The 24,833-nt window shown below is 49.4% G+C and carries 26 protein-coding genes; 24 read left to right on the top strand and 2 right to left on the bottom strand.

The window, feature by feature from the left end; all coding sequences use genetic code 11:
• Complete coding sequence (locus Q5911_RS00235; protein ID WP_303180042.1) at nt 1–681, top strand: alpha/beta fold hydrolase; 681 nt, start codon at nt 1–3, stop codon at nt 679–681.
• Between the two features lie 50 nt (nt 682–731).
• Here Q5911_RS00235 and Q5911_RS00230 read toward each other — a convergent pair whose 3' ends face one another.
• The gene (locus tag Q5911_RS00230; protein WP_303180040.1) at nt 732–1,640 is read right to left on the bottom strand and encodes a radical SAM protein; all 909 of its coding nucleotides are present in this window, start codon (nt 1,638–1,640) and stop codon (nt 732–734) included.
• Nucleotides 1,633–2,382: an acyl-ACP thioesterase domain-containing protein gene (locus Q5911_RS00225; protein WP_303180037.1), complete on the bottom strand. Its 750-nt coding sequence runs from the start codon at nt 2,380–2,382 to the stop codon at nt 1,633–1,635. The genes Q5911_RS00230 and Q5911_RS00225 overlap by 8 nt, the downstream gene beginning before the upstream one ends.
• 168 nt (nt 2,383–2,550) lie before the next feature.
• Between Q5911_RS00225 and Q5911_RS00220 the strand changes: the two genes are divergently transcribed.
• The 23 genes from Q5911_RS00220 (at nt 2,551) to Q5911_RS00110 (ending at nt 24,803) form a co-directional block, all read left to right on the top strand.
• Nucleotides 2,551–3,711 (top strand): aminotransferase class V-fold PLP-dependent enzyme, encoded by a 1,161-nt coding sequence (locus Q5911_RS00220; protein WP_303180034.1) that lies wholly within the window; start codon nt 2,551–2,553, stop codon nt 3,709–3,711.
• Between the two features lie 173 nt (nt 3,712–3,884).
• A complete protein-coding gene (locus tag Q5911_RS00215) occupies nt 3,885–5,159 on the top strand; it encodes a double-cubane-cluster-containing anaerobic reductase (RefSeq protein WP_303180031.1) in 1,275 nt (424 codons plus the stop codon).
• Between the two features lies 1 nt (nt 5,160).
• On the top strand, nt 5,161–5,421 hold the full coding sequence (locus Q5911_RS00210) for a DUF3343 domain-containing protein (RefSeq protein WP_076776658.1): 261 nt from the start codon (nt 5,161–5,163) through the stop codon (nt 5,419–5,421).
• Nucleotides 5,422–5,467: 46 nt separating this feature from the next.
• Nucleotides 5,468–6,247 (top strand): acyl-CoA dehydratase activase, encoded by a 780-nt coding sequence (locus Q5911_RS00205; RefSeq protein WP_303180026.1) that lies wholly within the window; start codon nt 5,468–5,470, stop codon nt 6,245–6,247.
• 27 nt (nt 6,248–6,274) lie between these two features.
• Nucleotides 6,275–7,426: a double-cubane-cluster-containing anaerobic reductase gene (locus Q5911_RS00200; protein ID WP_076776659.1), complete on the top strand. Its 1,152-nt coding sequence runs from the start codon at nt 6,275–6,277 to the stop codon at nt 7,424–7,426.
• Nucleotides 7,427–7,559: 133 nt separating this feature from the next.
• A complete protein-coding gene (locus Q5911_RS00195) occupies nt 7,560–8,666 on the top strand; it encodes a sulfurtransferase (RefSeq protein WP_281724807.1) in 1,107 nt (368 codons plus the stop codon).
• A 105-nt stretch (nt 8,667–8,771) separates the two neighbouring features.
• A complete protein-coding gene (locus tag Q5911_RS00190; protein WP_076776661.1) occupies nt 8,772–9,218 on the top strand; it encodes a hypothetical protein in 447 nt (148 codons plus the stop codon).
• Nucleotides 9,208–9,891, top strand: a complete 684-nt coding sequence (locus tag Q5911_RS00185) for a TVP38/TMEM64 family protein (RefSeq protein ID WP_076776662.1) — start codon at nt 9,208–9,210, stop codon at nt 9,889–9,891. The genes Q5911_RS00190 and Q5911_RS00185 overlap by 11 nt, the downstream gene beginning before the upstream one ends.
• The gene (locus Q5911_RS00180) at nt 9,878–10,885 is read left to right on the top strand and encodes a (Fe-S)-binding protein (protein WP_303180022.1); all 1,008 of its coding nucleotides are present in this window, start codon (nt 9,878–9,880) and stop codon (nt 10,883–10,885) included. Before Q5911_RS00185 ends, Q5911_RS00180 begins: the two co-directional genes overlap by 14 nt.
• On the top strand, nt 10,866–11,576 hold the full coding sequence (locus tag Q5911_RS00175; RefSeq protein ID WP_281724804.1) for a TVP38/TMEM64 family protein: 711 nt from the start codon (nt 10,866–10,868) through the stop codon (nt 11,574–11,576). The genes Q5911_RS00180 and Q5911_RS00175 overlap by 20 nt, the downstream gene beginning before the upstream one ends.
• Nucleotides 11,576–11,908 (top strand): arsenosugar biosynthesis-associated peroxidase-like protein, encoded by a 333-nt coding sequence (locus Q5911_RS00170; RefSeq protein WP_087174047.1) that lies wholly within the window; start codon nt 11,576–11,578, stop codon nt 11,906–11,908. Before Q5911_RS00175 ends, Q5911_RS00170 begins: the two co-directional genes overlap by 1 nt.
• A gap of 4 nt (nt 11,909–11,912) precedes the next feature.
• Nucleotides 11,913–12,896 (top strand): arsenosugar biosynthesis radical SAM (seleno)protein ArsS, encoded by a 984-nt coding sequence (arsS, locus tag Q5911_RS00165; protein ID WP_303180020.1) that lies wholly within the window; start codon nt 11,913–11,915, stop codon nt 12,894–12,896.
• Between the two features lie 11 nt (nt 12,897–12,907).
• Nucleotides 12,908–13,336, top strand: a complete 429-nt coding sequence (locus tag Q5911_RS00160) for a C-GCAxxG-C-C family protein (RefSeq protein WP_281724802.1) — start codon at nt 12,908–12,910, stop codon at nt 13,334–13,336.
• Nucleotides 13,337–14,674 carry a TIGR04283 family arsenosugar biosynthesis glycosyltransferase gene (locus Q5911_RS00155; RefSeq protein WP_303180019.1) on the top strand — a complete coding sequence of 446 codons (1,338 nt, stop codon included), beginning with the start codon at nt 13,337–13,339 and terminating at the stop codon, nt 14,672–14,674. It abuts the gene before it with no gap.
• Nucleotides 14,675–14,700: 26 nt separating this feature from the next.
• Nucleotides 14,701–15,714, top strand: a complete 1,014-nt coding sequence (locus tag Q5911_RS00150; RefSeq protein ID WP_303180018.1) for an aminoglycoside phosphotransferase family protein — start codon at nt 14,701–14,703, stop codon at nt 15,712–15,714.
• Between the two features lie 35 nt (nt 15,715–15,749).
• Nucleotides 15,750–16,994, top strand: a complete 1,245-nt coding sequence (locus tag Q5911_RS00145) for an ABC transporter substrate-binding protein (protein ID WP_303180016.1) — start codon at nt 15,750–15,752, stop codon at nt 16,992–16,994.
• Nucleotides 16,995–16,996: 2 nt separating this feature from the next.
• Nucleotides 16,997–17,878 (top strand): ABC transporter permease, encoded by an 882-nt coding sequence (locus Q5911_RS00140; RefSeq protein ID WP_303180014.1) that lies wholly within the window; start codon nt 16,997–16,999, stop codon nt 17,876–17,878.
• Nucleotides 17,868–18,677 (top strand): ABC transporter permease, encoded by an 810-nt coding sequence (locus tag Q5911_RS00135; protein WP_281724797.1) that lies wholly within the window; start codon nt 17,868–17,870, stop codon nt 18,675–18,677. The genes Q5911_RS00140 and Q5911_RS00135 overlap by 11 nt, the downstream gene beginning before the upstream one ends.
• A gap of 13 nt (nt 18,678–18,690) precedes the next feature.
• A complete protein-coding gene (locus Q5911_RS00130; RefSeq protein WP_303180010.1) occupies nt 18,691–19,707 on the top strand; it encodes an ABC transporter ATP-binding protein in 1,017 nt (338 codons plus the stop codon).
• A 10-nt stretch (nt 19,708–19,717) separates the two neighbouring features.
• A complete protein-coding gene (locus Q5911_RS00125) occupies nt 19,718–20,608 on the top strand; it encodes a nucleoside hydrolase (RefSeq protein WP_303180009.1) in 891 nt (296 codons plus the stop codon).
• Nucleotides 20,598–21,599: a sulfurtransferase gene (locus Q5911_RS00120; RefSeq protein ID WP_303180007.1), complete on the top strand. Its 1,002-nt coding sequence runs from the start codon at nt 20,598–20,600 to the stop codon at nt 21,597–21,599. The genes Q5911_RS00125 and Q5911_RS00120 overlap by 11 nt, the downstream gene beginning before the upstream one ends.
• Before the next feature lie 4 nt (nt 21,600–21,603).
• Nucleotides 21,604–22,767: a glycosyltransferase gene (locus tag Q5911_RS00115; RefSeq protein WP_303180005.1), complete on the top strand. Its 1,164-nt coding sequence runs from the start codon at nt 21,604–21,606 to the stop codon at nt 22,765–22,767.
• A gap of 311 nt (nt 22,768–23,078) precedes the next feature.
• Nucleotides 23,079–24,803: a leucine-rich repeat domain-containing protein gene (locus tag Q5911_RS00110; RefSeq protein WP_303180004.1), complete on the top strand. Its 1,725-nt coding sequence runs from the start codon at nt 23,079–23,081 to the stop codon at nt 24,801–24,803.
• Nucleotides 24,804–24,833 lie beyond the last annotated feature (30 nt).

Here is a 24,833-nt window from a genome sequence, read left to right as displayed (position 1 = left end):
ATGATACACCTGTACTATACAGAAAAGGGCCAGGGAAAGCCACTCATCCTCCTCCACGGAAACGGGGAGGACGGCAGCTATTTTGAGAGCCAGATGGACTATTTCTCGAAGACGAGGCGGGTCATCGCGGTGGACACAAGAGGACACGGCAGGTCGCCCCGGGGAACCGCGCCCTTTACCATCCGCCAGTTTGCCGAGGACCTGCGGGGATTTATGGAGGAGATGGGAATCGATAAGGCGGATCTCCTGGGATTTTCAGACGGGGGAAACATCGCTCTCATCTTTGCCCTGCGGTATCCGGGAAAAGTGAACCGCCTCATCCTGAATGGAGCCAACCTGTGGTCAGGGGGAGTGAAGCCATCGGTCCAGATACCCATTATCCTGGGGTACTATATAGCCAACTTTTTCGGACATTTCAGCGGGAAGGCCAGAACCAACGCGGAGCTGCTGCGGCTTATGGTGAAGGACCCCGATATAAAAGCGGAGGAGCTTCGGAGCATCCAGAGTCCCACTCTTGTAATCGCGGGAGAGAGGGATATGATACGGGAGGAGCACACCAGGCTGATCGCGGCGGAGATACCGGGGGCAGAGCTTCGCATCATCCCGGGGAACCACTTTGTGGCCGCCGGAAATCCGGAGACATTTAACCGGGAAGTGGAAAACTTTCTACGGGAGACTTAGAAGGCAGGCAGCAGGCCTGCCTTTTTACGCATCTTTGCCTGTAGGGCTCTCTACAGCCCCTCCAGGTCAAAGGGAGGGGTGTACTCCTCCCTTGCGCTGGACCGCTCCTGCATGAATCCTGCGTCCAGCCCAAGATCCAGAGCGGTGTCCAGCACTTTGCCGTACTCGTAGGAGGTGAGGCGTCGGTTGATCTCCGGGTGTTCACTGGCCCGGAAGAAGGGTGTGTATTGACTTAGCAGGCTAAGAAGAAAATGCCCTTTGGGGAGATGCTCAGCAATCCATTTAAGCAGACGGATGGAGTCTTCTTTCTGGCCGGGAAGGACCATGTGCCGTATGAGCGTGCCTCTTGTCAGCATGCCTCTGGAGTCGAAGGCGGGCTTTCCTGTCTGCCGGATCATCTCCTGGACAGCCTGGGAGGCATGGAGAAAATAGTCCGGGGCGCAGGAGTAGGTTCCGGCCAGATCGGAGGAAAAATATTTGAGATCAGGCAGATACACATCCACGTAGCCCTCCAGCATTCGCAGCGTCTCCACCCTCTCGTAGCCGCCGCAGTTGTAGACAATGGGAATGTGCAGCTTCGGGCGCACTTTGTCCAGGACCGGCAGGATGGAGGGAAGAAACTGGGTGGCGGTGATAAGATCGATGTTCTCTGCTCCCTGCTCCTGAAGGGAAAGAAAGATCTCGCCCAGATGTTCCGGTGACAGCTCCTTCCCCACATCCCCCTGGCTGATGGGATAGTTCTGGCAGTAGCAGCACTTCAGGGTGCAGCCGGAGAAGAAGACGGCGCCGCTGCCGCCTTTTCCGCTGATACAGGGCTCCTCCCAGAAGTGGAGGGCGGCCCGGGCCGCGGTGATCTTTGTGCCGCATCCGCAGACGCCCTGCCTTTCCTGCCGGCCTATACGACACATGCGGGGACAGAGGGTGCAGTTCTGGTAGAGAGAAAAAAGGGGGCTATGCATGGCTGCCGTTCTCCTCCCTGAAGGCGATGCTGGCCTGGACTGCCAGGGTTCCGTCTTCTTTTACCCCTGCCAGGAGAAAGTCCTTCTCTCTTTCCATACGCCAGATGGAAAGACGTTCTTTTTCAAAGCACTGTTTGAGATAGTGGATCTCAAAGTCCGTGATCTGTTTCCCTGTCTGGAAATCCAGGTCAAAGGCGTTGAGAAAGAGGGGAATATACTTCTGGTTGTTCATGTGTCCGCTCTTGTCAAGGTCTGTGTACCGGACAGTGTGGGTATAGCAGCGCTCCATGCCATCAATAGTTCTTGGGAAACGCTGGAAAGCAGGAAGATCCAGGGGTGTCCTCTCGTCGGTGTCCGTGGGATAGCTGATGGCCTCCGGCGTGCAGATCTTTCCGGCTTTCAGGTCGCACAGACAGCTTTCCACCCGCCCTTTGGCCAGGAGATCACCGCTTTGGGAGACGGTGAAAGCCTGGTGGAAACGGACTGAGGGGCGGGGATTTTCCACCCAGGAAGCCAGTTTAAGGGCGGAGTCGTAGCCCGTTCTCTTTTCAATATGAAGTCTGTATTTTGTAAAAACCCAGCAGATGCCGTAGGTCTCCGGCAGGGTGTCGTTGCCTTTGCCAAGCGCATGCATGTAGGCGGTCACTGCGTCCTGGAAATATTCAAAATAGCCGTTTGCTCCTATAAGGCCGGTGTGGTCGGACTCACGGAACTGGGGAAAATATTCTTTTTCGTAGATCATGGAAATAACCTCCTGTCCTCAATTTGTCTTGTCTTTCTATTATAGCCTTTTGCATAGAATGACAAAAGTATTTTTCGCAGAAAAGAGGAGCGAAGAAGTACCTTGCAGGGAGGGAGAGGAAAGACATATAATGAGTACATAGCTCAAACGAAAAGGAGGCAGGGGAACATGGGAGAAGAAAAGGCCAAGATCTATTTTGACAATGGGAGCACTTCCTGGCCCAAGGCGCCGGGAGTGGCGGAGGCGGTGGGGCGCCTCCTCACAGAGGGAGCCTTCAATATCAACCGGGGAAACTATGAGGGAGCTTACGAGGTGGAAGCGGCGGTGCTGGACACAAGGGAACAGCTGGCCCGGCTTTTCCATGCGGAAAACTCCCGGCGGGTCATCTTCACACCGGGGATCACCCACTCCCTGAATTATTTTATCCGGGGATTTTTAAAAAAAGGGGACCATGTGCTTGTCACCGGGATGGAGCACAATGCGGTCATGCGCCCTTTGCGGTGTATGGAGAAGGAGGGAGTTACCTGGGAGTGCATCCCGACGGACAGAGAGGGAAATGTGCGCTCCGCTGACGTGGAGGGGATGATCCGGAAGAACACAAGGGCAGTCATTGTCCTCCATGCATCGAATGTATGCGGCACCATTGTCCCGGTGGAGGAGATCGGGAGGATCTGCCGGGAGAGAGGTGTGTTCTTTGTGGTGGATACGGCCCAGAGCGCGGGAACCATCCCCCTGGATATGGAGGAGGCCTGCGTGGATTTCCTGGCTTTTACAGGCCACAAGGGGCTGCTGGGGCCCCAGGGGGTGGGAGGATTTCTTATCTCCGACAGCCTGGATGGGCAGATGGAGCCCCTCATCGCAGGCGGTACGGGCAGCATCTCTGACAGTCTGGATATGCCCCGCACTCTGCCGGATAAGTACGAGAGCGGTACCGTGAACCTGCCTGGTATCATTGGACTTCACGCGGCTCTCTCCTACATCGAGGAGACGGGGCTGGATGCGATCCACAAAAAGAAGATGGAGCTGACAGAGCATTTCCTTGAAGAAGTGAAGAAGATCCCCGCTGTCCGCATTGTGGGAAGACAGGGGACAGAAGGCCGGGTGGCAGTGGTCTCTCTGGACTTTGAGGGGCGGGATAATGCCCTGGCCGCCTTTGAGCTGGAACAGCAGTACGGTATTATGACGCGGGTAGGCCTTCACTGTGCGCCTATGGCCCACAGGGCTCTCGGTACATTCCCGGGGGGAACGGTCCGGTTCGCCTTCAGTGCCGCCAACACAGAAGAGGAGGTGGACCATTGTGCTGCGGCCCTGCACAGCATGCTGGACTGAGGCGTCAGCTGAAAGGCACACATATTAATAGAAAAAAACAATATTTAAAAAGGATCATTATAAAAAACAATAGCAAACCTCGCTCTTGTGATTGTCCGGAAATTGTAAACGTGTTACGGTTATAAAAGGACAATTCTGAAAATATCAGATACACAAGAGGAGGTTTTTTTATTATGGCTGATTACAGAAAAATGTGGGAAGATCTTGGCATGGATGTTGATACACACGACCAGCTCTGCGAAGTGCTGCCCCAGGCCTTCGGCGATGTATATCTCTCCCAGGAGAACAGGCCCGAGTCCATGGATTACTACAATTTTGTAGTGGCGGAGATCCACGGTGTGCGGCCGGCAGAGCTCATCGAGCACCAGAAAAAAGGCGGAAAAGTGTTCGGAACTTTCTGCGTGTATGTGCCGGATGAGATCGTGTTTGCGGCAGATGCCATTGCCACAGGTTTATGCGGCGGTTCCCAGTTCTGGGTGCCGGGAGGAGAGAAGGTTCTCCCCACAAATACATGCCCTCTCATCAAGGCTTCCGTAGGCGCAAGGCTTGACCGGACCTGTCCCTTCTTCCGGATTGCGGATATGTATGTAGGAGAGACGACCTGTGACGGCAAGAAGAAAGCCTGGGAGATCCTGGCTGAGGACGTGCCGGTGCATGTCATGGATCTGCCCCAGATGAAGAGAGAGAAGGATGTCTGTTCCTGGGCGGATGAGATCCGTACCTTCAAAAAAGTGGTGGAGGACTTCACAGGAAATGAGATCACTGCGGAGAAACTGGCAGCCAGCATCCATATGATCAACAACAAGAGAAAGGCACTGGAGAGGCTTTACGCCTTCAGAAAGAACGACAAACTGCCCATCAGCGGAAAGGACGTGCTCCTTATCTCCCAGATTGCCTTCTATGACGATCCTACAAGATTTGCGGAGATGACAAACAAGCTCTGTGATGAGCTGGAGCAGAGAGTGGCAGACGGCATCAGTGTCTTCCAGGAGGGAACAAAGAGGATCATGCTTACCGGCACACCGCTGGCCATCCCCAACTGGAAGATCCACAACCTGGTGGAGACAAGCGGCGGCGCTGTAGTCTGTGAGGAGATGTGTACGGGAACACGGTACTTTGAGCGTCTGGTGGATGAGACAAAGACGACCGCGGACGAGCAGATCGACGCCCTGGCGGAGAGATATATGGGCATCAACTGCGCATGCTTCACACCGAACCACGGCAGGATCGACGATATCATCCGCCTGGCTAAAGAGTACAAGGTGGACGGCGTCATTGATGTGAATCTGAAATTCTGCAGCCTCTACGATGTGGAAGGCTACACAGTGGAGAGAGAACTTCAGAAAGCAGGCATCCCGGTTCTCGGCATTGAGACAGACTATGTGGACAGTGATGCGCAGCAGCTCCGCACAAGGATCAGCGCTTTCATAGAGATGCTGGGGGCATAAAATGAAAGAGATACAGCATTATGTGCTTTTCCCGAACCATGACAATGGAATGCGGCTGTATAAAAAACTGAAAGAGCAGGGGGTGAAGGCCGTCATTGCGCCTACACCTCGGAGCGCCAGCAAATGCTGCGGGATCTCCCTTCTTGTCAGGGAGGAGGATATAGAAAAGATCCGCTGCTGCGTGCAGGAGAACAGCATAGAGATCCTGGATATCGTGACAGTGGAAAAAGATGTAAATCCGGGGCGGGACCGGTACTGCTGACAAGAGAAACAGGCCTTTGACAGAGGTGGAAAGGATAACAGGTAAAATGGATTACATAGGCATTGACATAGGCTCCACGGCAGCCAAGGTAGTGGTCAGAGGAGACCATGAGATGGAGTTTGCGCTCCCCACAGGCTGGAGCAGCAAGGAGACGGCGAACATCATAAAGGAGAGACTGGCAGGAGATGGCATTGATGTGACCGGTGATGGGGCAAAAGTAGTGGCCACAGGCTATGGAAGGATCGCCGTGGAATACGCGGACTACGTCATCACGGAGATCACCTGCCACGCCAGGGGCGGACGGGAGATGGGAAACGATGACTGCGCCGTTATCGATGTGGGAGGACAGGACACGAAGGTGATCCTCATCAGCCACGGCGTTGTGCAGGACTTCCTCATGAATGACAAATGCTCCGCGGGTACAGGGAAATTCCTGGAGATCATGGCAAACCGTCTGGGCGTGAATCTCCATGAGCTGTTTGACATGGCGGAGGGAGGAGAGACGCTCTCCATCAGTTCCCTGTGTACCGTGTTTGCCGAGTCAGAGGTGATCAACTATATCGGCGAGGGCCGCAGAAGAGAGGACATCGCCGCAGGAGTGGTGGACTCTGTGGCTGCCAAGGTGGCTCAGCTTGCCATGAGGAAAAATCTGCCGGATCAGATCATTCTGACAGGAGGTCTCTCTGACAGCAGATATTTTGCAAAGATCCTGTCAGAGAAGATCGGAAAAACAATATCCCCCACAGACAGGGGAAGATATGCAGGAGCCCTGGGGGCATCGCTGCTGGCTGAGGAGAAGACAAAGCGGGCGGCCGCAAAACTGTAGACAAAGCGAGAAGAGGAGAAAAAAGACATGGAATTAGTGAAAGATCTGCCAGAAGTGTTTGAGGAATTTGCAGAGCAGAGGAAAAATTCTTTCCTCGGCATGAAGAAACTGAAAGAGCAGGGCATACCGGTGGTGGGCGCTTACTGCACATACTTCCCACAGGAAATCGCTATGGCCATGGGAGCGGCCACAGTGGGACTTTGCTCCACATCTGATGAGACCATCCCGGATGCAGAGAGGGATCTGCCGAAGAACTTATGTCCCCTTATCAAGTCCAGCTACGGATTTGCAAAGACAGAGAAATGTCCCTTCTTCTATTTCTCCGACGTGGTAGTGGGAGAGACCACCTGCGATGGAAAAAAGAAGATGTACGAGTACATGTCAGAGTTTAAAGATGTATTTGTCATGGATCTTCCCAACACCCAGAGCCCGGCGGCCCTGGAACTATGGAAAGGCGAGATCATCCGCTTTAAGGAATATCTGGAGAAGAAGTTTGACGTGACCATCACGGAGGATGATATCCGGGAAGCCATCCACACCAACAATGAAGTCAAGTTATCCCTGAAGGGACTCTACGAGCTGATGCGCAATGACCCGGCGCCCATCACAGGACATGACCTTTTCAAGGTTCTGTATGGAAGTACTTTCAAGTTTGACAGAAAGGCCATCCCGGCCGAGGTGGACGCCCTTGTGGAGAAGATCAAAAAGGAGTATGCGGAAGGGAAAATGCTGGAGAAAAAGCCCCGCATCCTCATTACAGGATGTCCGGTAGGCGGAGCCACAGAGAAGATCATTGACGCTGTGGAGAGCAACGGAGGCGTGGTTGTCACATTTGAAAACTGTAATGGAGCCAAATCCATCGACAAGCTGGTGGACGAGGAGGAGCCGGATGTATACGAGGCACTGGCAAGAAGATATCTGAACATCGGATGCTCTGTCATGACACCCAACCCCAACAGGCTGGAGCTTCTTGGCAGACTCATCGACGAGTACAAGGTGGACGGTGTTGTGGAGATGACGCTGCAGGCTTGCCACACATACAATGTGGAGGCGTTTGGCATCCGGAAATTTGTGAATGAGGAGAAAGGTCTTCCCTACATCAATGTGGAGACCGACTACTCCCAGGCAGATATCGGCCAGCTCAACACAAGGATCGCTGCATTTTTAGAGATGCTGTAAGGCTATAGACAAAATCAATAAATAGGCTTATATATCCGTCTAATCTATTGGACGGGGCCGGGGTGAATGTATATAATAGGTAAGGATATAAAAAGGTAAGGTATTGCCAGTTTATAAGGAGGTTTACAGTACTATGAAAAAGAGAGTGTTAGCAGCACTTCTTTGTGTGACCATGACAGCGGCTATGCTGGCAGGATGCGGCTCGGGATCTTCCTCTGAGGAGGAGACAACACAGGAGTCCACAGAGGAAACCACGGAAGAGAGCACAGAAGACGTGGAAGTGGAGCCGGTGGAGACAAGAACCGTGTATGTGACACCCCAGTGGGTAAACAGTGCGCTGAACGGAGAGCAGGAGGGATATGAGGATATCCTGATCGCAGAGGTAGGCTACGGTGATGTGGCTGACTGTGTATCCTACAACGAGGGACATGTTCCGGGCGCTATCTATGTGGATAACTGCGAAGTGGAAGACGCCACAGGAAGCGAGGAAGGTGCATACAACCTTCTGGCAGCAGACGAAGTAGTTTCAAATATGCTGAACCACGGTATCACAAAGGATACAAAGGTGGTTCTCTACGGAGCTGACGTCAGCGGTACGGCCAGACAGGCATTTGCCTATCTGTGGGCAGGCGTTGAGGATGTAAAGATCATCAACGGCGGCATTGACGCATGGACAGAGGCAGGATACGATACAGAGACAGACGTAAACGAAGGCGAGGCGGCAGATGACTTCGGCGTAGAGGCTCCCGCACATCCGGAGTACCGTCTGGACATCCAGGATGCAAAAGAGAAGCTGGAGAGCGATGACAACTTCAGGCTTGTCAGCATCCGCAGCGAGGAAGAGTGGCTTGGCGAGTCCAGCGGATACAACTACATGGACAAGGCAGGCGAGCCGGAAGGCGCTGTATGGGGCAAGGGCTCCGAGACATCTTCTGATGTAAACGGATTCCTCAATGACGATGGGACAGTGAAGGATCTGGCAGGATTCGAAGAGGTGTGGGCTGACTGTGACTTCACATTGGACAATGAGCTTTCCTTCTACTGCGGTACAGGCTGGAGAGCATGTGTTCCTTTCCTTGTTCTTTACGAGAACGGCTACGACAACATTTCTGTATATGACGGTGGATGGTATGAGTGGCTGATGCATGATGATTATCCGGTACAGGTAGGCGATCCTGCAAGTGAGGACTGCGTACACACAACAGTGGGAGAACTTCCAACCGGTAAGGCTGCTGAATAAGCACAAGCGAATCAATAAGGCGTTGCCGTTTTACCGCGGCAGCGCTTTTTATAACATGGGGTGGATTGCAGAGCAGCCCTGTACAAAGACTGCACGGAGGAAATCATGAAAAAAATCGGATATATTCTGGCGCTTGTTCTGGAAATCGCAGCTCTTGCCGGCGCCTATATCATACATTATTTTACAAGACGCAAGCTTGGAATGGTCAGATATCTGAATTTCAAGAACATGACATGGGAGAGGGACTATCCCATGGGCGCACTGAAGACAGGATGCGTGGCAGTGGTGGCAGTGCTGACTGTTCTGGTGCTTCTGTTTTTTCTGAAAAAGAGAAAGGAGACATCCCGCCTTGTATACGCCATGAACATCTGTATGATCGCTCTGACAGCGCTGTACGCCGGATACACCCTTGGAAGCTCCACGGAGACAATGACGGACTATTATTTTATCAGCATCCTGTTCCTGCTGGCGGCAGCGGTGCAGGTCATCAAGACAGCCATTGCCGTTCTGACGGCAAAAGGACAGACAGAGGGAGCAAAGGGTGAAAAATAAAAAACTTTGGATCTTTATCGGTCTGGTTGCAGTGATCCTTGTTCTGAACCATATATTCGGATGGTCTTCCTACCTGGGAGATACGGACAACCTGGCCTTTCTTAAAAATATGATACAGGATAACCTGCCCGGAGCCATTGCCATCTACATGGCGGTAACCATCATAGGGAGCGTTGTCCTGGCGCTGCCGGGCGTCACCTTTGCCATACTGGCAGGGCTGATCTTCGGCCCGGTCCTTGGGACGGTGCTGTGTACAGTTTCCGCCACGGCAGGAGCGGTGCTGGCATTCCTGGCGGGAAGATTCTTCCTCAGGGACAGCATAAGGCCGGCGGCCATGAAGAATAAATATCTGAAAAAGTGGCTGTTTGATGAGTCAGGGAAAAATCAGCTTTTCGTGCTGATGATCACCAGGCTTGTCCCTCTCTTTCCCTACAATCTGCAGAATTTTGCCTATGGGGTGACGGACATCAGCTTTGTCACCTACACGGTGGGCTCCTTTGTGTTCATGATCCCCGGGACGGCCATGTATACCATCGGCACGGCGGGACTTGCGGATGCAGAAAACAGGATGCTGTACATAGGGGTTGCCCTGGCCATAGCGGTGGTGGTTGTTTTTGCCGGGATCATTTTAAAGAAAAAGTATATACAGGAGGAGCCGGATGAATCAGAATAAGAAGACAGCGGATCCATCTGCCTGCGTGCACTGCCATCTGTGTCAGAAGAACTGCGCATTTCTGGGTAAATACGGTATAGATATCGGGGATGTCTGTAAGTTAGAACCGTTAGCCTACCATTGCTTTCTGTGCGGAACGTGCTCGCAGGTATGCCCAAAAGGGATAGATGGCAGAGAGATCATATTAAATATCAGGCGCAGGCAGGTCAGAGAAAATAAGGGAAGAGTAAAAGAAAAAGGATATTCCATGCTGATTAAAGAGAAAAAAGAGTATCTTTTTCAGAATTATCGGAATGGAAGATATAGGAGCGTCCTTTTTCCAGGATGCAATTTTCCTTCCTTCTATCCCGAGACGACAAGAATGCTCGCAGACCTTTTGTGGAAAAAAGATGAGGTCGGGATAATTTTTGATTGCTGTGGCAAACCGGTGGCAGAGCTGGGAATGGAGGAAGACGCGCAGAAGATTGCGGAGAGGATCGATCATAAACTGCAGAGCATGCAGGTGGAAGAGCTTATTATGGTCTGTCCCAACTGTTACGCATATCTGAAGGACAGGCTGAGCGTAAAAGTGGTCATGATTTATGATAAGCTCAGGGAACTTGGGATTGGAAAAGAGATAGAAGAGAAGCTGCGGATCTTTCCGCCCTGTCCGGACCGCGGCACAATGGAAATTCTGGACACGATCCGTCCGTTTTTAAAAGAAGAGCCGGAAACGATCACGGAAAGCCAGTGCTGTGGACTGGGGGGCTGTGCCGGTCAGAAGGAATCGGATCTGGCTGTGGAAATGGTCAAAACGGCAGCTGCGGGAGGCAGTGTGTGTACATATTGCGCATCCTGCTCAGGGAGTTTTGCGAGAAAAGGCTTTGATCAGGCAGATCATATTCTTTTGAAAATTCTAGGAAGTACTGAGAAGCCAGACACGGGTAAATCAATGATCAATCGAATGAAGACAAAGTACTGGCAGGGAGGAATTTATGGAAAAGAAGAAAAATAACTGGATAAAAAAAGTAATCTTGCTGTTATGTGTTGCCGTTGCCGTTGCATGCTATTATCTGATCCCGGCAGTTAATGAAAGTATGAATAAAGTGTTCAAAATGTTTGCAAGCGGTGATTTTGCGGTTGTGAAAGACTTTGTGGCATCCTATGGGGCGTATGCTGCACTTATTTCCTTCTTCCTGATGATATTCCAGTCTGTTGCAGCGCCGCTTCCGGCCTTTCTGCTGACCTTTGCCAATGCAAATTTGTTTGGATGGTGGCAGGGAGCTATCTTATCCTGGACCAGTGCTATGGCAGGAGCAGCAGTATGCTTTTATATTGCAAAGATACTTGGGAGAGACGTAGTGGAACGGCTGACAAGCAAAGCCGGATTGAAGCAAATAGATGAGTTTTTCGAAAAATATGGGAAAAATACAGTCCTTGTATGCCGCCTGCTTCCGTTTGTGTCGTTTGATATCGTGAGTTATGCGGCAGGACTTACATCCATGTCTTTCGGATCATTTTTCATTGCGACAGGCATTGGACAGCTGCCTGCAACGATTGTTTATTCCTATGTGGGAGGAATGTTGACGGGCGGTGCACAGATGTTTGTGACAGCTTTAATGATATTGTTTGCTCTATCAGCTTTGATCGTTATGATCAGAAAAATATATACGGATAGACAAAAGAAAAAAGGAGGAAATGAGTAATGGAAACCTATTATAACCCGGAGGATCTTGCAAAATTTGGCACTATTGGCGAGGAGGCCCCGCAGCTGGCGGAGAAATTCTTTGACTACTACGGTGCTGTGTTTGCGGAGGGCGCCCTGACGGCCAGGGAGAAATCTCTTATCGCTCTGGCGGTGGCCCATGCGGTGCAGTGTCCCTACTGCATCGACTCGTACACCAACGATTGCCTGAATAAGGGAGTCAGCGAGGAGCAGATGACAGAGGCTGTCCATGTGGCGGCGGCGATCCGAGGCGGAGCCACGCTTGTACACGGCGTGCAGATGAAAAATATCGTGAAGAAACTGGAGTTATAAGAGTATGAGTCAGGCGTTGGAAGATTTAAGAGAACTGAAGGGTATCCCGAATTTTGAGGACAGAGTTGCCAGGGAGGGGTATAAGTATACGACAGATAGGTTGGAGGTTGTGCAGATCAATGTGGGGAGGGTGTGCAACCTTGCCTGCAAGCACTGCCATGTGGAGGCGGGCCCTGCAAGGACAGAGGTTATGGACCGGAAGGTGATGGAGGCCTGCCTTGCGGTGTGCAGGGAGCAGAAGGTGGCGACCATCGATATCACCGGGGGAGCGCCGGAGATGAACCCGGATTTCGAGTGGCTTGTGGAGGAGGCCTGCAAAATATGCGGGCACGTCATCGTCCGCACCAACCTGGTTATCTTAAAAGAAGAAAAATACAGACATCTGCCGGGATTTTATGCTGACCACAAGGTGGAAGTAGTCTGCTCCCTTCCCTACTACAGGGCTAAGGAGATGAACAGGGTCAGAGGAGACGGAACATTTGAGACAGCTATTGAGGTGATCCGGGAACTTAACGAGCTGGGTTACGGAAAAGAAGAGGACCTGGTGCTGAATATGGTGTATAACCCTGCAGGAGCTTTTTTCCCGCCGGTGCAGGATGCCATGGAAAAAGAGTATAAGACGAAACTGTGGGAGGACTACGGCATTGTGTTCAATAGCCTTTTTACTATCACTAACAATCCCATGGGGCGTTTTGAGGCCTTTCTGAAAAGAAGCGGCAATCTGGAGAGTTATATGAAAAAACTTTCGGATGCATTTAATACAGCTACTCTTCCGGGACTCATGTGCCGGTTTCAGATTTCAGTGGGATATGACGGGAAAGTGTACGATTGTGATTTTAACCAGGCCGCAGATCTGCCTGTCCTGACCGGCGAGACAATTTTTAACATGGTAGGTAAACCTTATAAAAAGCGAAAAATTTGTTTTGCAGACCATTGCTATGGATGTACTGCAGGACAGGGATCCAGCTGTGGAGGAGCGACAGAATAAGGGAGGAAACAATGAAAAAAGAGGAAATCAGGGAGTTATTCGTAAAGGGGATAGACTGTTCACAGGTGGTTGCTGGGACGTTTGCAGAAGAGATGGGAATGACAGAAGAAGATGCAAGAAAAGTATCTGCGTGTTTTGGAGGCGGTATGATGTGTGGGGAAACCTGCGGTGCGGTTACAGGAGCTCTGATGGTGCTTGGGATGAAATATGGGCACTGTAGAGAAGAGGACATGGATCAGAAGAACATCATGATGCAAAAAACAGCAGAATTTAAGAAAAATTTTCAGCAGAAATATCCCTCCTGCATGTGCAGGGAGCTTTTGGGGCATGACCTGGGGAAACCGGGTGAACTTGAGAAGGTGATGGAGGAGGGGCTCCTGCTTGACTTCTGCCCGGGAGTTGTAGAAGCTGCCATAGAGTCACTGGAGAAGGTCCTGTAAATGGATAGAGCAGTTATTGTTTTTACCCGCGTCCCTCTGCCGGGAAAAACCAAGACACGCATGATGCCAGTGCTGTCCGGAAAAGAGTGCGCCAGGCTGCACACCTGCTTCCTGCAGGATATATGTGAGGCATGTCGGATCTGCAGAGCGGATGTGTATGTGAATTATACACCAGAAGATAGACAGAAGACAGGGATACTGCGGGGAATTTTCGGCAGAGACGCAGCATATTTCCCACAGCGGGGAGATACATTGGGACAGAGAATGTATCATGCTATAGAAAAAGTGCTTGAAAAGGGCTACAAAAGCTGTATTTTGATCGGAACGGATGTTCCGGAGCTCAGAGCTGAGCACATGATCCGGGCGTTTGATGTGCTTGCAGAACATGATATTGTATTCGGCAAAACAAAAGATGGAGGCTACTATCTGATCGGTATGAAAAAGCCGTGGAAAGAAGCTTTTGGACTGGAGCAGTATGGTGTCAGTACAGTATTTGAGGAAACACTCCGCCGGCTTCAGAGGCAGGGGATCTCCATAGGTTATACGGCTGAACTTCAGGATATGGACACACCGGCTGATCTTCAGGATTACAGGGTGCGTATGCGTTCCGATGTTTTCCTGAAAGAGTCCAGGACAGGAAAATATCTTGCGTCTAACAGCAGCATTTCCATCATCGTGCCCGTGTATAATGAAGAGAAGACGATAGAGCACCTGCAGGATCAGCTCCGGGAGCTGAAAGACAGATGTGAGATCATTTTTGTGGATGGGGGAAGCACAGATCATACACTGGACAGGATTTCGGAAGAGTTTACCCTGCTGCATGACAGAAAAAGCCGGGCGGCTCAAATGAATGCCGGTGCGAAAGCAAGTCACGGGGATATTCTTTTTTTCCTTCACTGTGACAGCGAACTCCCGGCCCATCCCCTGGCTCAGATACGAGAGGTCATGAGGGATTATCAGGCAGGATGCTTTGGTATTGCTTTCCATTCCCGGAATTTTTTCATGTTTACATGCAGGGTCATATCCAATCACCGGGTAAAAGACAGAAAAGTCATGTTCGGGGATCAGGGCATATTTATTGACAGAAAACTGTTTTTTGATGTTGGCATGTTTCCTGAAATACCGATCATGGAGGACTATCAGTTCTCTCTGACGCTGAAAGAGAAAGGAATACGTCTTGGGATGACAAGAAAAAGGATCTACACATCTGACCGGAGATTTCCAAAGGGAACTATTCCGAAACTGAAATTGATGTGGAAAATGAACCGGATGCGAAAAATGTATCGTGACAAGATAGCTATACAGACAATTGCAAAAATGTACAAGGATATCAGATAAGCGACCTGCAGAAAGAGGAATATGCTATGAGTGAAATGGAACAATTAAGAACTTATGTCGGGCTTCCTGCTTACAGACAGGCGCTGTGCCTGCCGGCAGATATAACAGAGGAATACGTCATGCTGGCGCAGGGAGAATACAATAGAAACTATTTGTTTACCCATCCGCTGTCAGGAAAGCAGCTTTTATTCCGGGTGAATTTTGGCAGCCAGATGCATTTGGATGATCAGATAGAGTACGAGTATCGCGCGCTGAAGCTGCTTGAAAGATCCGGACGTACGCCAAAGCCATTGTATGTCGATGGATCTTTAAAGCATATACCGTACGGTGTGATGGTGATGGAATATCTCCCGGGACATGCTCTGGATTACCGCACAGAAAATGTCTGCGCTGCACAGTGCCTTGCAGATATCCACAGTGTATCTGTGCCGGAAGATACGCATCTGATCGCTCCGCCGAACCAGCTTCGCGCCATACTGGAAGAGTGCGGGGAGATGTTTGCAAAATATGAGAATTCTTTACTGGCAGACCGGCAGAAAGCCGCAAAGATCCGTGAAATGCTGGACAAGGTATGGGAAAAAGCAGACAGTCTTGATAAACCGGCATACCGCTGCTGTATCAACACAGAGCTGAATTCGACAAACTTTCTTATTAACGGAGAGGGTAAGGACAACTATCTGATTGACTGGGAAAAGCCGTTATACGGTGAACCGGCCCAGGATCTGGGACATTTTCTGGCTCCCACGACCACATTCTGGAAGACGGATGTGATCCTCACCGTGCAGGAAATGAAAGACTTTATCGGTGAATATATTAAATATGCAGACGGTAGATTTGACACGGAGGGGCTGGAAGAAAGAACGATGGTATATGTGCCGGTCACATGCCTGAGAGGGATCACCTGGTGTGCCATGGCATGGATAGAATACCAGCAGCCGGATAAAGAAATCTTTAATCAGTCTACATATGAAAAACTGGAACAATATCTGAGCTGGGAGTTCCTGGACAGGATAGACAGCTTTATACGCAGTCAGGAATAGGAATATATAAAAGATTACGGAACGAGGAGAAGATTATGAAGAAGAGAGTTTTAACAGCATTTTTAGCCGCAGCTATGACATTTTCACTTGCCGCATGCGGGAGCGGAAGTGGGGACAGCAGCAGTCAGGAGCAGAATGGATCTGTAGATGACATGACTTTTGATGAGATGGTTGAGGCCGCAGAAGGAACGACAGTGACATTCTATGGCTGGGGCGGCGATGAGAAGCTGAATGACTGGCTGGACAATAAATTTGCTCCGGTAATGAAAGAAAAATATGATATTACGATGGAGCGGGTGCCCATGGATATCGATCAGGTGCTGAGCCAGCTTTCCGGAGAGATCGAGGGAGGCGAGGAGGACGGCAGCATCGACATGATCTGGATCAACGGTGAGAACTTCCAGTCCGCCAAGGAGAATAATATGCTCTACGGCCCGTTTACAGACAAACTGCCCAACTTCAACGACTATGTGGATGCCGAGTCAGAGGATGTGACACTGGATTTCGCGTATCCGGTGGAGGGATATGAGGCACCTTACGGCAAGGCGCAGGTAGTGATGATCGCAGACACGGCGGTGACTCCTGATGTGCCCAAGAGCGCAGAGGCCCTGGAGGAGTTTGTAAAGAAATATTCGGGTAAAGTGACCTACCCTGCTCTTCCGGATTTTACAGGAAGTGCTTTTGTGAGAAACATCATCTACGAGATCTGCGGTTATGAGCAGTTCCTGGATATGGAAGCGGACAAAGAGACCGTGAGAGAGGCTGTGGAGCCGGCCATGGAATACTTAAGAGGGCTGAATCCGTATCTGTGGAACGAAGGAAAGACATTCCCCGACTCCTCCACCACGCTTGACAATATGTTTGCCGACGGAGAGGTTGTGCTGAATATGACTTACGACGCCTATGCGACGGCATTGAATATTGAGAGCGGTACATACACAGACACCACAGAGACCTTCCAGTTTGACAAGGGAACAATCGGAAATACAAACTTTATGGCTGTTGCCGCAAACTCAGGGAATAAGGCGGGCGCCATGGTGGCGATCAACGAGATGCTGTCACCGGAGATCCAGGCTGACCGCTATGAGCAGCTGAGAGTCATTCCTGTACTTGACAATAGCAAGCTGTCCGAGGAGCAGAAGGCAGCGTTTGACGCAGTGGATCTGGGAGAGGGCGTGATCCCACAGGACGAGCTTCTCTCTAAGCGTCTTCCGGAGATGCCTGCAGAGCTTGTTCCGATCATAGAGGAAATCTGGACAGAAGAAGTAGTAGGCAAGTAGACATGAAAAAGAAGCTGACACCGTATTTGCTGCTGATCCCGCAGATTATCCTGACCATTCTGCTGCTGGCAGGGTTAGTGACTGGAATCACCCAGAGTCTTGGGGTGGTTCCGGCTTTTGGGTTGGAGAAACCAACTCTGGCATATTATAAGGAAATCCTTTCCAGACCGGATATCCTGGAGTCGGTCCTGTACAGCCTGAAGACAGCGCTGGTCTCAGCGCTGGTCGCAACGGCGGCAGGCTCTGTCATATGCGGCATTTTTGTAATGGCGGGCAAGACCCGGGGAGCCATGATCAGGGTCATACAGCTTCCGGTGATCGTTCCCCATGTGGTTGCAGCACTGTTTATGATCAACATTTTTTCTCAGAATGGAATCCTGGCAAGGATAGCCTGGATGCTGGGACTGATAGAGGAGCAGCAGCAGTTTCCTCTGCTGATCTATGATTCCTGGGGCATCGGCGTGATCCTGGCTTATATCTGGAAGGAGATCCCTTTTATCATCTACTTTGTGATCGCGCTTATGGCAAACATCAACGGCAGCTTGGGGGAGGCAGCAGTGAACCTGGGAGCCGGTAAGTGGAAGGCGTTCTGGAAAGTGACCCTGCCCTTATGCAAGAACACGATCTTCAGCGGTTTTCTCATCATTTTTGTGTTTGCCCTGGGGGCCTATGAGACACCGCTCCTGCTGGGAGCAACGACGCCTAAAGCCCTCCCGATCCTGGCGTACCAGCAGTATATCCATCCGGATCTGACCCATAGACCCTACGCCATGGCACTGAACGGGCTGATCATGGTCATATCCCTCATAAGTGCAGTTGCTTATTTTAAATTGATGCAGAAAAACACAAGACAAATGTCAGGCGGAGAAAAGAATGAAACGTAAAACAGGTATGGTCCATATTGTATTTATCCTCATAGCGGCAGCGATCCTGATCCCGGCGGCTATCATGGTCATATGGGTGTTTACCGAGCGGTGGGCATGGCCGGATCTGCTCCCACAGGTGTTCTCCCTGCGTTCCCTGCAGGAAGTGCTGGGCCGTAAGGAGCAGCTGACAAGGCTGTTTCTGTCCAGCATCCTGATCTCTACAGCGGTGGCGGTACTGTCCGCAGTGATTGGGATCATGACGTCCAAGGCGCTTGTCTTTTATGAGTTTCCTGGGAAAAAGCTAATGTCCTTTTTTACTATTCTTCCTTTTATGATACCGGCTACTGTATTTGCCATGGGCATACAGATCATCTTTATCAGGCTTGGACTGAACAACACCGTAACGGGTGTGATCATTGCTCATCTGATCTGTTCCCTCCCCTATGCAGTGCGCCTGATCCAGGATGGCATGGAGGCGTCCGGGAAAAAGCTGGAAGAGCAGGCCCGCGTGCTGGGAGCTTCGCCTGTGAAGGCATTTGTGAAAGTATCGCTCCCGATTCTGGCGCCAGTGATAGTTTCGGCAGTCAGCATGTCCTATATTGTCTCTTTCAGCCAGTATTTTTTGACTCTTCTTATCGGAGGCGGCAATGTGCAGACCTTCACCATTGTCATGGTGCCCTATCTGCAGGGTGGGGACAGGAATATAGCCTGTGTGTACAGCACGATTTTTCTGGCTGTGACACTGCTGGTTTTCACGGTTTTCGAGGCACTGGCAAAAAGGTGGACAAAAGACGGCACAGGAGATTTTTACGCATAAAGAGGAATAGAATATGAGTCTTACAATTGAACATTTAAAAGTAGCGCTGCAGGGGAAAGAGATACTGCACGATATAGATTTTCACATGGAAGACGGGGAATTTGTCTCTCTTCTTGGAGCATCCGGATGTGGAAAGACAACCCTTCTTAAGAGTATTGCGGGGCTTCTGGACACCCGGGAGGGTGATATCCTGATAGACGGACAGTCCATCCTAAGAGAACCGCCCGAGAAGAGGGGAACGGTCATCGTATTTCAGGATCTGCGGCTTTTCCCTCATATGACTGTGGAAAAGAATATTGCTTTTCCCATGGAACTGCAGAAAATTCCCAAAAAGGAACAGCAGGAGACGATACAGCGGCTTCTTGCGGAGGTGCAGCTTGCAGGATACGGAAAGCGCAAGATCAAAGAGCTGTCCGGAGGGCAGATGCAGAGAGTGGCGCTGGCCCGGGCGCTGGCGGCAGACCCGAGGATACTCCTGCTGGACGAGCCTTTTTCAGGACTGGACGAAAAGCTTCGGCTGGAGATGGGCAGCCTTGTCAAAAAGCTCCACAGGGAGAGGCATATTACTACCATCCTTGTGACCCACGATAAGAGGGAGGCTCTTCAGATGTCTGACAGGATCGCGTTGATGCGAGAGGGGGATATCCTGCAGTACGCAGAGCCAAGAGAGATATTTTACAGGCCGGTTTCCAGGAGCGTTGCCGAGTATTTCGGCAAAACCAATTACATACGGGGCACGATCAAAAACGGCCGTTTTGTCAGCCCTCTCCTGGAAATGGATGCGCCGGATCCGGACGGAAATTACGATGCCCTGGTGCGTCCGTTCCAGATCCGCCTCAAGAAAGAGGGCGCACTTGAGGTGACGGATATTGTGTTCATGGGAGAGATGGCAGAAGTCATGCTGGAGACTTTACAGGGGCCGCTGATCTGCCAGTGCATGAGCACGGAGCTGGCAGATATGGGAATTAAGAAGGGAATGAAGGTGGGCATACAGATCAAGGAAGGGCCGTTTTCCTGTTTTGCATGTTAGGAGGAGACAGATGAAAAAGATCATATTTGACTGTGACAATACATTTGGAGTGAGAAACTGCGACGTGGATGACGGCCTGGCACTTCTCTATCTGCTGGGGGACCCGGACGCGCAGCTCTGCGGGATCACCACCACATACGGCAACAGCAGGCTGGATGTGGTGTATGAGACGACCCGGGAAATGATAAAAGACCTGGGACGGGCAGATATCCCTGTGAAAAGGGGAGCCGCATCCAAAAGTGAACGGGCCAGCGAGGCAGCTGTATATCTGGCGGAAATGGCGGCAAAGTATCCGGGAGAGATATCTGTACTTGCCACTGGTTCTCTGACAAATATGGAGGGGGCGTATGAGACTGACAGCCGGTTTTTTGCAAATATAAAGGAGATCGTCCTGATGGGAGGGATCACAAAGCCCCTCATATTTGAAAAGAAACAGATGGATGAGCTGAATTTCTCCTGCGATCCAGAGGCGTCCTGCAGAGTGCTGACAGAGGGAAGAAATGTATCCGTTATTACAGGGAATAACTGCCTGAAAGTGCTGTTCACAAAAGAAGAGTACAGGAGACGTCTGTTTGCTGGCAGCAGTCCTACAGGGGCCTATATCCGGGAAAAGACAGATGACTGGTTCCACTATAATGAGGAGGATTACGGGATAAAAGGATTTTACAACTGGGATGTGACTGCTGCGGTCTATCTCATGCATCCGGAACTGTTTCACGACTGCTGGAGAAATTTTACTGTCCGCGCGGCGGACCTGCAGACGGGTTTGCTGAGGGAGGACCGACAAGGAAGAAGCAGTCTGAACCTGCCGGAGATAATGGAGGAGGAAACATTTAAGGAGAATATTTACAGTACATGGATGAGAGTGCCAATGGAGAGGAGGAATAAGAGTGAGATTTAGAAAAAAAGTCCTGGTGCTGTGCCTGATAATGGTTCTGTCTGTGGCAGCAGGATGTGGTAAACAGGACACAGATAATACGGTTGACGCAGCTGAAAAGATAGAGGGAGATGCACAGGAGCAACAGGAAGAGTCTGAGGCAGAGAAAGACGCGGAAGAGATACCTGACGACGGACATTTTCATGGAGAATATATAATTACCGGGGAGTATGCAAAAGACCGCATAGGTGCTGAGAATGTTCTATTTATTGATGCGAGAGGTTGGCAGAAGGCAGTCCTTGGCACACTGAAAGGCGCCATTGCTACGACCTGGCAGGATCTCTGCACATGTCAGGAGGGCCAGGCCGGAGATGCAGACTGGGGAAAGATTCCTGCGCCGGACGATCTGGAGGGAAGACTTGGAGAACTGGGAATCACAAAAGATAAAGAAATCATCGTATTTGCCGATACTCTGGACGGCTGGGGAGACGACGCCCGGCTTGTGTGGGAATTTCTGGCAGCGGGGTTTGAGGATGTCAAAATGATTGACGGCGGCTATGCAGCTGCGAAAGCGGCAGGAGCTGAGACCCAGCTGTTTGCCTCTGGATTCGAGCCCGGGGAGGTCACTGTGGACAGCATTGACAACACACATGTGATGACGACGGAGGAACTGCAGGCAAACTATGATGAGTATACCATCGTGGACGTGCGGACAGATGAAGAATATAACGGAGCGATCCTTTACAATGAGGCACAGGGAGGCCATCTCCCCGGAGCTATACATGTGCGGTATACAGATCTTTTCCAGGAAGACGGCACGCTGAAGCCGAACAGTGAACTGGCGGAAATGTTTGAAAGTGCCGGTGTAGATAAAGAAGACAAGGTTGTTACATACTGCACAGGAGGAATACGTTCGGCTTATACACAGCTGGTCCTGGAAATGTGCGGATATGAGAATACATGGAATTATGACCAGTCCTTCTGGCGCTGGGCAGTAGTGGGAGAAGTGGAGTAAGCAAATGGTCAGCATATTAATGTGTACATATAACAGAGAACAATATCTGAAGCGTGCGATCGACAGTGTGATAGCGCAGACATATACAGACTGGGAACTGATCATTGTGGATGACGGTTCTACAGACAACACGGAGCAGTTAGTGTCTTACTATGCTGATCCGAGGATACAGTATATAAAGATGGATAAAAATCGTTTTTACTGTTATGCTGCTAATCATGGACTTGAGCAGTGTAGAGGAGATTATGTGGCGTTTCAGAACAGTGATGACGAGTGGCTTCCGGATAAATTGGAAAAGCAGATGAGATTTATGGAGGAGCATCCGGAGGCTGGCGCCTGTTTTACGGAAGTCACTCTGATCGACAATGATGGAAATGATCTTTCTGATCAATGTCTGCCTATGGAAAAACTGTTTGAAAACCACTATGAAGAGCAGAAAGACTGGATGCATTTTTTCCTGCACAAAGGGAACTGTGTATGTCATCCGTCCGCACTTGTTCGGAAAAGTGTCATGGATGAGGCTGGCGGCTTTAACCTGATGTACTGCCAGCTTGCTGATTTTGACCTGTGGGTACGTATTGTCACGGAGTATCCCATCTATGTGATTCCGGAAAAACTGATACGATTCAGGTGGGATGTCAATAAGCAGGAGCAGATCAGCAGCGCCACAGAAAAGCACCTGATCCGCTCTTTTAATGAACAGATGCTGATCCGGAAACAGATGATAGACCGATTAAGTGACGAACAGATGCTACTGTTCTTTAAATCAGAATTTCAGAAGAAAACTTCTTCATCACATCTGGAACTGGAATTTGAAAAAGCATTTCTTTTAATGCACTGCGTAGATGACTCACCTGAAATGAGGCTTCCGGGCATAAATAAGTTGGAGGAAGTTTTGAGGATGGAAGGAGCAGTTGAAGTCCTGGAGAGGCATTTTGATCTTACGCTGCAGGAAATTTATTCCTGGAATCAAGGCCATTGGTATACGGATTTTATATTGACGCAGAAGATGTACGAGACAAAAGAGAAGCTGAAATATTATAAAAGGGAAAATGAAAGGCAAAGACATCTGATCAACCAGTTCCGGAATTCCAGCAGCTGGAGATATACAGAACCACTCCGGCGTGTGGGAAGAATGGTTCGGCGTATGGTCGGGAAAACAAAATAATGTAAATTGCGGTCTTCGTTGATTTCCGTTTTGTGGCGTTCAGCCATCGAAGGGAGTTGACGGAGATTTTTTATAATTGACATATGACTGAAAGGGGAGCAATAAACACCTGGTTTTTACGGTATACATAATGTGCATAGAAAAAGATAATAAATAGGAAAAACATATAGAAATAAACGATTTCAAAGTCATCTAAATATCTGATATTCTCAAAATAAGAAATTCTGAAAATGAAGCGTAATTTTTTCGTTGGAGAGGGGGAAGAAACAAAATTCAGAATTTTTGTTGATGAGTCATTAGGAGGAAATTAAATGAAAAGAAATAGCTTGTGGAAAAAGTATCTGCTTTTGATGATCGGGCTGGCGGCCGTGATGCATCCATCAATGGCAGAAGCAGGTGATGGAGAACAAGTGAACGAAAGAGAGATAAAGGTGGATGACCAGCATTTTCCAGACAATGTCTTCAGGGCATATATATCTGAGAATTTTGATCTGGATAAAAATGCGGTTCTATCTTCTGATGAAATTGAACAGGCAAAAATAGTTGATTTTATGTGGGGAGAATATTGGGTGACAGATTTGACAGGAATTGAGTATCTGTCATCTCTGGAAGAACTCAGGTGCTCATCTATAGGAATAAAGAGCCTTGATATCAGTCATAATACTGAACTGAGGTATCTTGAATGTACATATAATCCAGAACTCACAGAATTAGATGTTAGCCAGAACATGAAACTGGAGGAAATCCACTGCTATGAGACAGGGGTGTCGAGCCTGGATGTTTCTTCTAATCCGCTTCTAAGACGTTTAGATTGTAATCATACAGATATAAGTACTCTTGATGTTACACAAAACAGCAGGTTATTTGCATTAAATTGTGAGGATACAAAGGTAAATAGTCTGGATGTGAGTAATAACCCGGAATTATATGAGGTTTATGTTACGAATACACCTATAACATCACTTGATGTCACTCATAATCCTGAATTGGTGCATATCCGAGTATCAGGAACGGGCATTACAAATCTGGATCTTCACAATAATCCTAAATTAGCTGCGTTATATTGCTACGATACGGAAATGCGTGAATTGGATTTAAGCAATAACCATCAGATGTATGAGATTTTCTGTTATGATTCTCAGATTGAAAATCTAGATCTTACAGGTTTTAGAGGATTGCATACTCTGGAGTGTTATAACACAAATATAAAAACACTTGATATTTCAGGAAATCCGGAACTGGTAGGGTTGAATTGTTCGAATACCAATATTTCGTCATTGGATCTTAGTAAGAACACTAAATTACAACGTTTGGAATGTGCTGATACACCGATTACTTACTTGGATATTTCTAACAACAGTCAGCTGAGGATTTTAAATATAACACAGACCAATATTACAAATCTCAGAAATCTTGATATGAGCAGTTATCCTAATCTGGAAGAATTATACTGTGCGAACGCTGGACTAGAATCATTAAATGTAGGTAACAATCCCAATCTATATAGCCTGACTTGTGAGGGCAATAGTTTGACTTCACTGGATCTCTCGAAGACAGGGGAGTTATGGTATGAGAAAAAAGTGTCTCCGCAGGCAAGAATAGTATTTGCCAATGTGCAAGAGGAATGTATGGTATTTGATATGAAGACTATCGTACCAGAACTGGGAAAAGTTAGTTTGCCAGCAGGAGAAGGATATATCTATGACAATAGTTCAGGACTTTTGACGGTTAATGGACTTGAAGAGAAAAATATTACATTTTTATATGACCATGGGTATACGTATGAAGGTCTGGAACCCATGGAGGTAACTCTTTTAATAAGGGAAAAGGCTGATATTTCCGATGAAGGGAATGATCAGAAAGAGCCCCTAAATCCTGTCAGAACAGATACTGATAACCGTAATCCAGACGCACCAGATAAAATAAAGGCCGCAAAAACAGGAGATGGAGTTGCATGTTTTACATGGTTGTCAACAGGTGTTCTGTCATTTGTAGCAGGTGCATGGGTTTTTCATAAGAAGATAAGGGGGATATAAAGCTATCTATACTATTAAGAGGAGGGCAAA

Source organism: Lachnoclostridium phocaeense (assembly GCF_959599685.1).
In the GTDB taxonomy this organism is placed as follows: domain Bacteria; phylum Bacillota; class Clostridia; order Lachnospirales; family Lachnospiraceae; genus Claveliimonas; species Claveliimonas monacensis.
The sequence above is the reverse complement of the archived record's forward strand: the minus strand, read 5'-3'. Positions and strand labels throughout refer to the sequence as shown.

Excerpts from the sequence above, each read along its gene's own strand:
- Q5911_RS00215 (WP_303180031.1), top strand. The coding sequence starts at position 3,885 with ATGGCTGATTACAGAAAAATGTGGGAAGATCTTGGCATGGATGTTGAT.
- Q5911_RS00225 (WP_303180037.1), bottom strand. The coding sequence starts at position 2,382 with ATGATCTACGAAAAAGAATATTTTCCCCAGTTCCGTGAGTCCGACCAC.
- Q5911_RS00170 (WP_087174047.1), top strand. The coding sequence starts at position 11,576 with ATGGAAACCTATTATAACCCGGAGGATCTTGCAAAATTTGGCACTATT.
- Q5911_RS00135 (WP_281724797.1), top strand. The coding sequence starts at position 17,868 with ATGAAACGTAAAACAGGTATGGTCCATATTGTATTTATCCTCATAGCG.
- Q5911_RS00200 (WP_076776659.1), top strand. The coding sequence starts at position 6,275 with ATGGAATTAGTGAAAGATCTGCCAGAAGTGTTTGAGGAATTTGCAGAG.
- Q5911_RS00180 (WP_303180022.1), top strand. The coding sequence starts at position 9,878 with ATGAATCAGAATAAGAAGACAGCGGATCCATCTGCCTGCGTGCACTGC.
- Q5911_RS00235 (WP_303180042.1), top strand. The coding sequence starts at position 1 with ATGATACACCTGTACTATACAGAAAAGGGCCAGGGAAAGCCACTCATC.
- Q5911_RS00145 (WP_303180016.1), top strand. The coding sequence starts at position 15,750 with ATGAAGAAGAGAGTTTTAACAGCATTTTTAGCCGCAGCTATGACATTT.
- Q5911_RS00160 (WP_281724802.1), top strand. The coding sequence starts at position 12,908 with ATGAAAAAAGAGGAAATCAGGGAGTTATTCGTAAAGGGGATAGACTGT.
- Q5911_RS00210 (WP_076776658.1), top strand. The coding sequence starts at position 5,161 with ATGAAAGAGATACAGCATTATGTGCTTTTCCCGAACCATGACAATGGA.
- Q5911_RS00130 (WP_303180010.1), top strand. The coding sequence starts at position 18,691 with ATGAGTCTTACAATTGAACATTTAAAAGTAGCGCTGCAGGGGAAAGAG.
- Q5911_RS00220 (WP_303180034.1), top strand. The coding sequence starts at position 2,551 with ATGGGAGAAGAAAAGGCCAAGATCTATTTTGACAATGGGAGCACTTCC.
- Q5911_RS00195 (WP_281724807.1), top strand. The coding sequence starts at position 7,560 with ATGAAAAAGAGAGTGTTAGCAGCACTTCTTTGTGTGACCATGACAGCG.
- Q5911_RS00205 (WP_303180026.1), top strand. The coding sequence starts at position 5,468 with ATGGATTACATAGGCATTGACATAGGCTCCACGGCAGCCAAGGTAGTG.
- Q5911_RS00150 (WP_303180018.1), top strand. The coding sequence starts at position 14,701 with ATGAGTGAAATGGAACAATTAAGAACTTATGTCGGGCTTCCTGCTTAC.
- Q5911_RS00110 (WP_303180004.1), top strand. The coding sequence starts at position 23,079 with ATGAAAAGAAATAGCTTGTGGAAAAAGTATCTGCTTTTGATGATCGGG.
- Q5911_RS00125 (WP_303180009.1), top strand. The coding sequence starts at position 19,718 with ATGAAAAAGATCATATTTGACTGTGACAATACATTTGGAGTGAGAAAC.
- Q5911_RS00190 (WP_076776661.1), top strand. The coding sequence starts at position 8,772 with ATGAAAAAAATCGGATATATTCTGGCGCTTGTTCTGGAAATCGCAGCT.
- Q5911_RS00175 (WP_281724804.1), top strand. The coding sequence starts at position 10,866 with ATGGAAAAGAAGAAAAATAACTGGATAAAAAAAGTAATCTTGCTGTTA.
- Q5911_RS00140 (WP_303180014.1), top strand. The coding sequence starts at position 16,997 with ATGAAAAAGAAGCTGACACCGTATTTGCTGCTGATCCCGCAGATTATC.
- Q5911_RS00155 (WP_303180019.1), top strand. The coding sequence starts at position 13,337 with ATGGATAGAGCAGTTATTGTTTTTACCCGCGTCCCTCTGCCGGGAAAA.
- arsS (WP_303180020.1), top strand. The coding sequence starts at position 11,913 with ATGAGTCAGGCGTTGGAAGATTTAAGAGAACTGAAGGGTATCCCGAAT.
- Q5911_RS00230 (WP_303180040.1), bottom strand. The coding sequence starts at position 1,640 with ATGCATAGCCCCCTTTTTTCTCTCTACCAGAACTGCACCCTCTGTCCC.
- Q5911_RS00115 (WP_303180005.1), top strand. The coding sequence starts at position 21,604 with ATGGTCAGCATATTAATGTGTACATATAACAGAGAACAATATCTGAAG.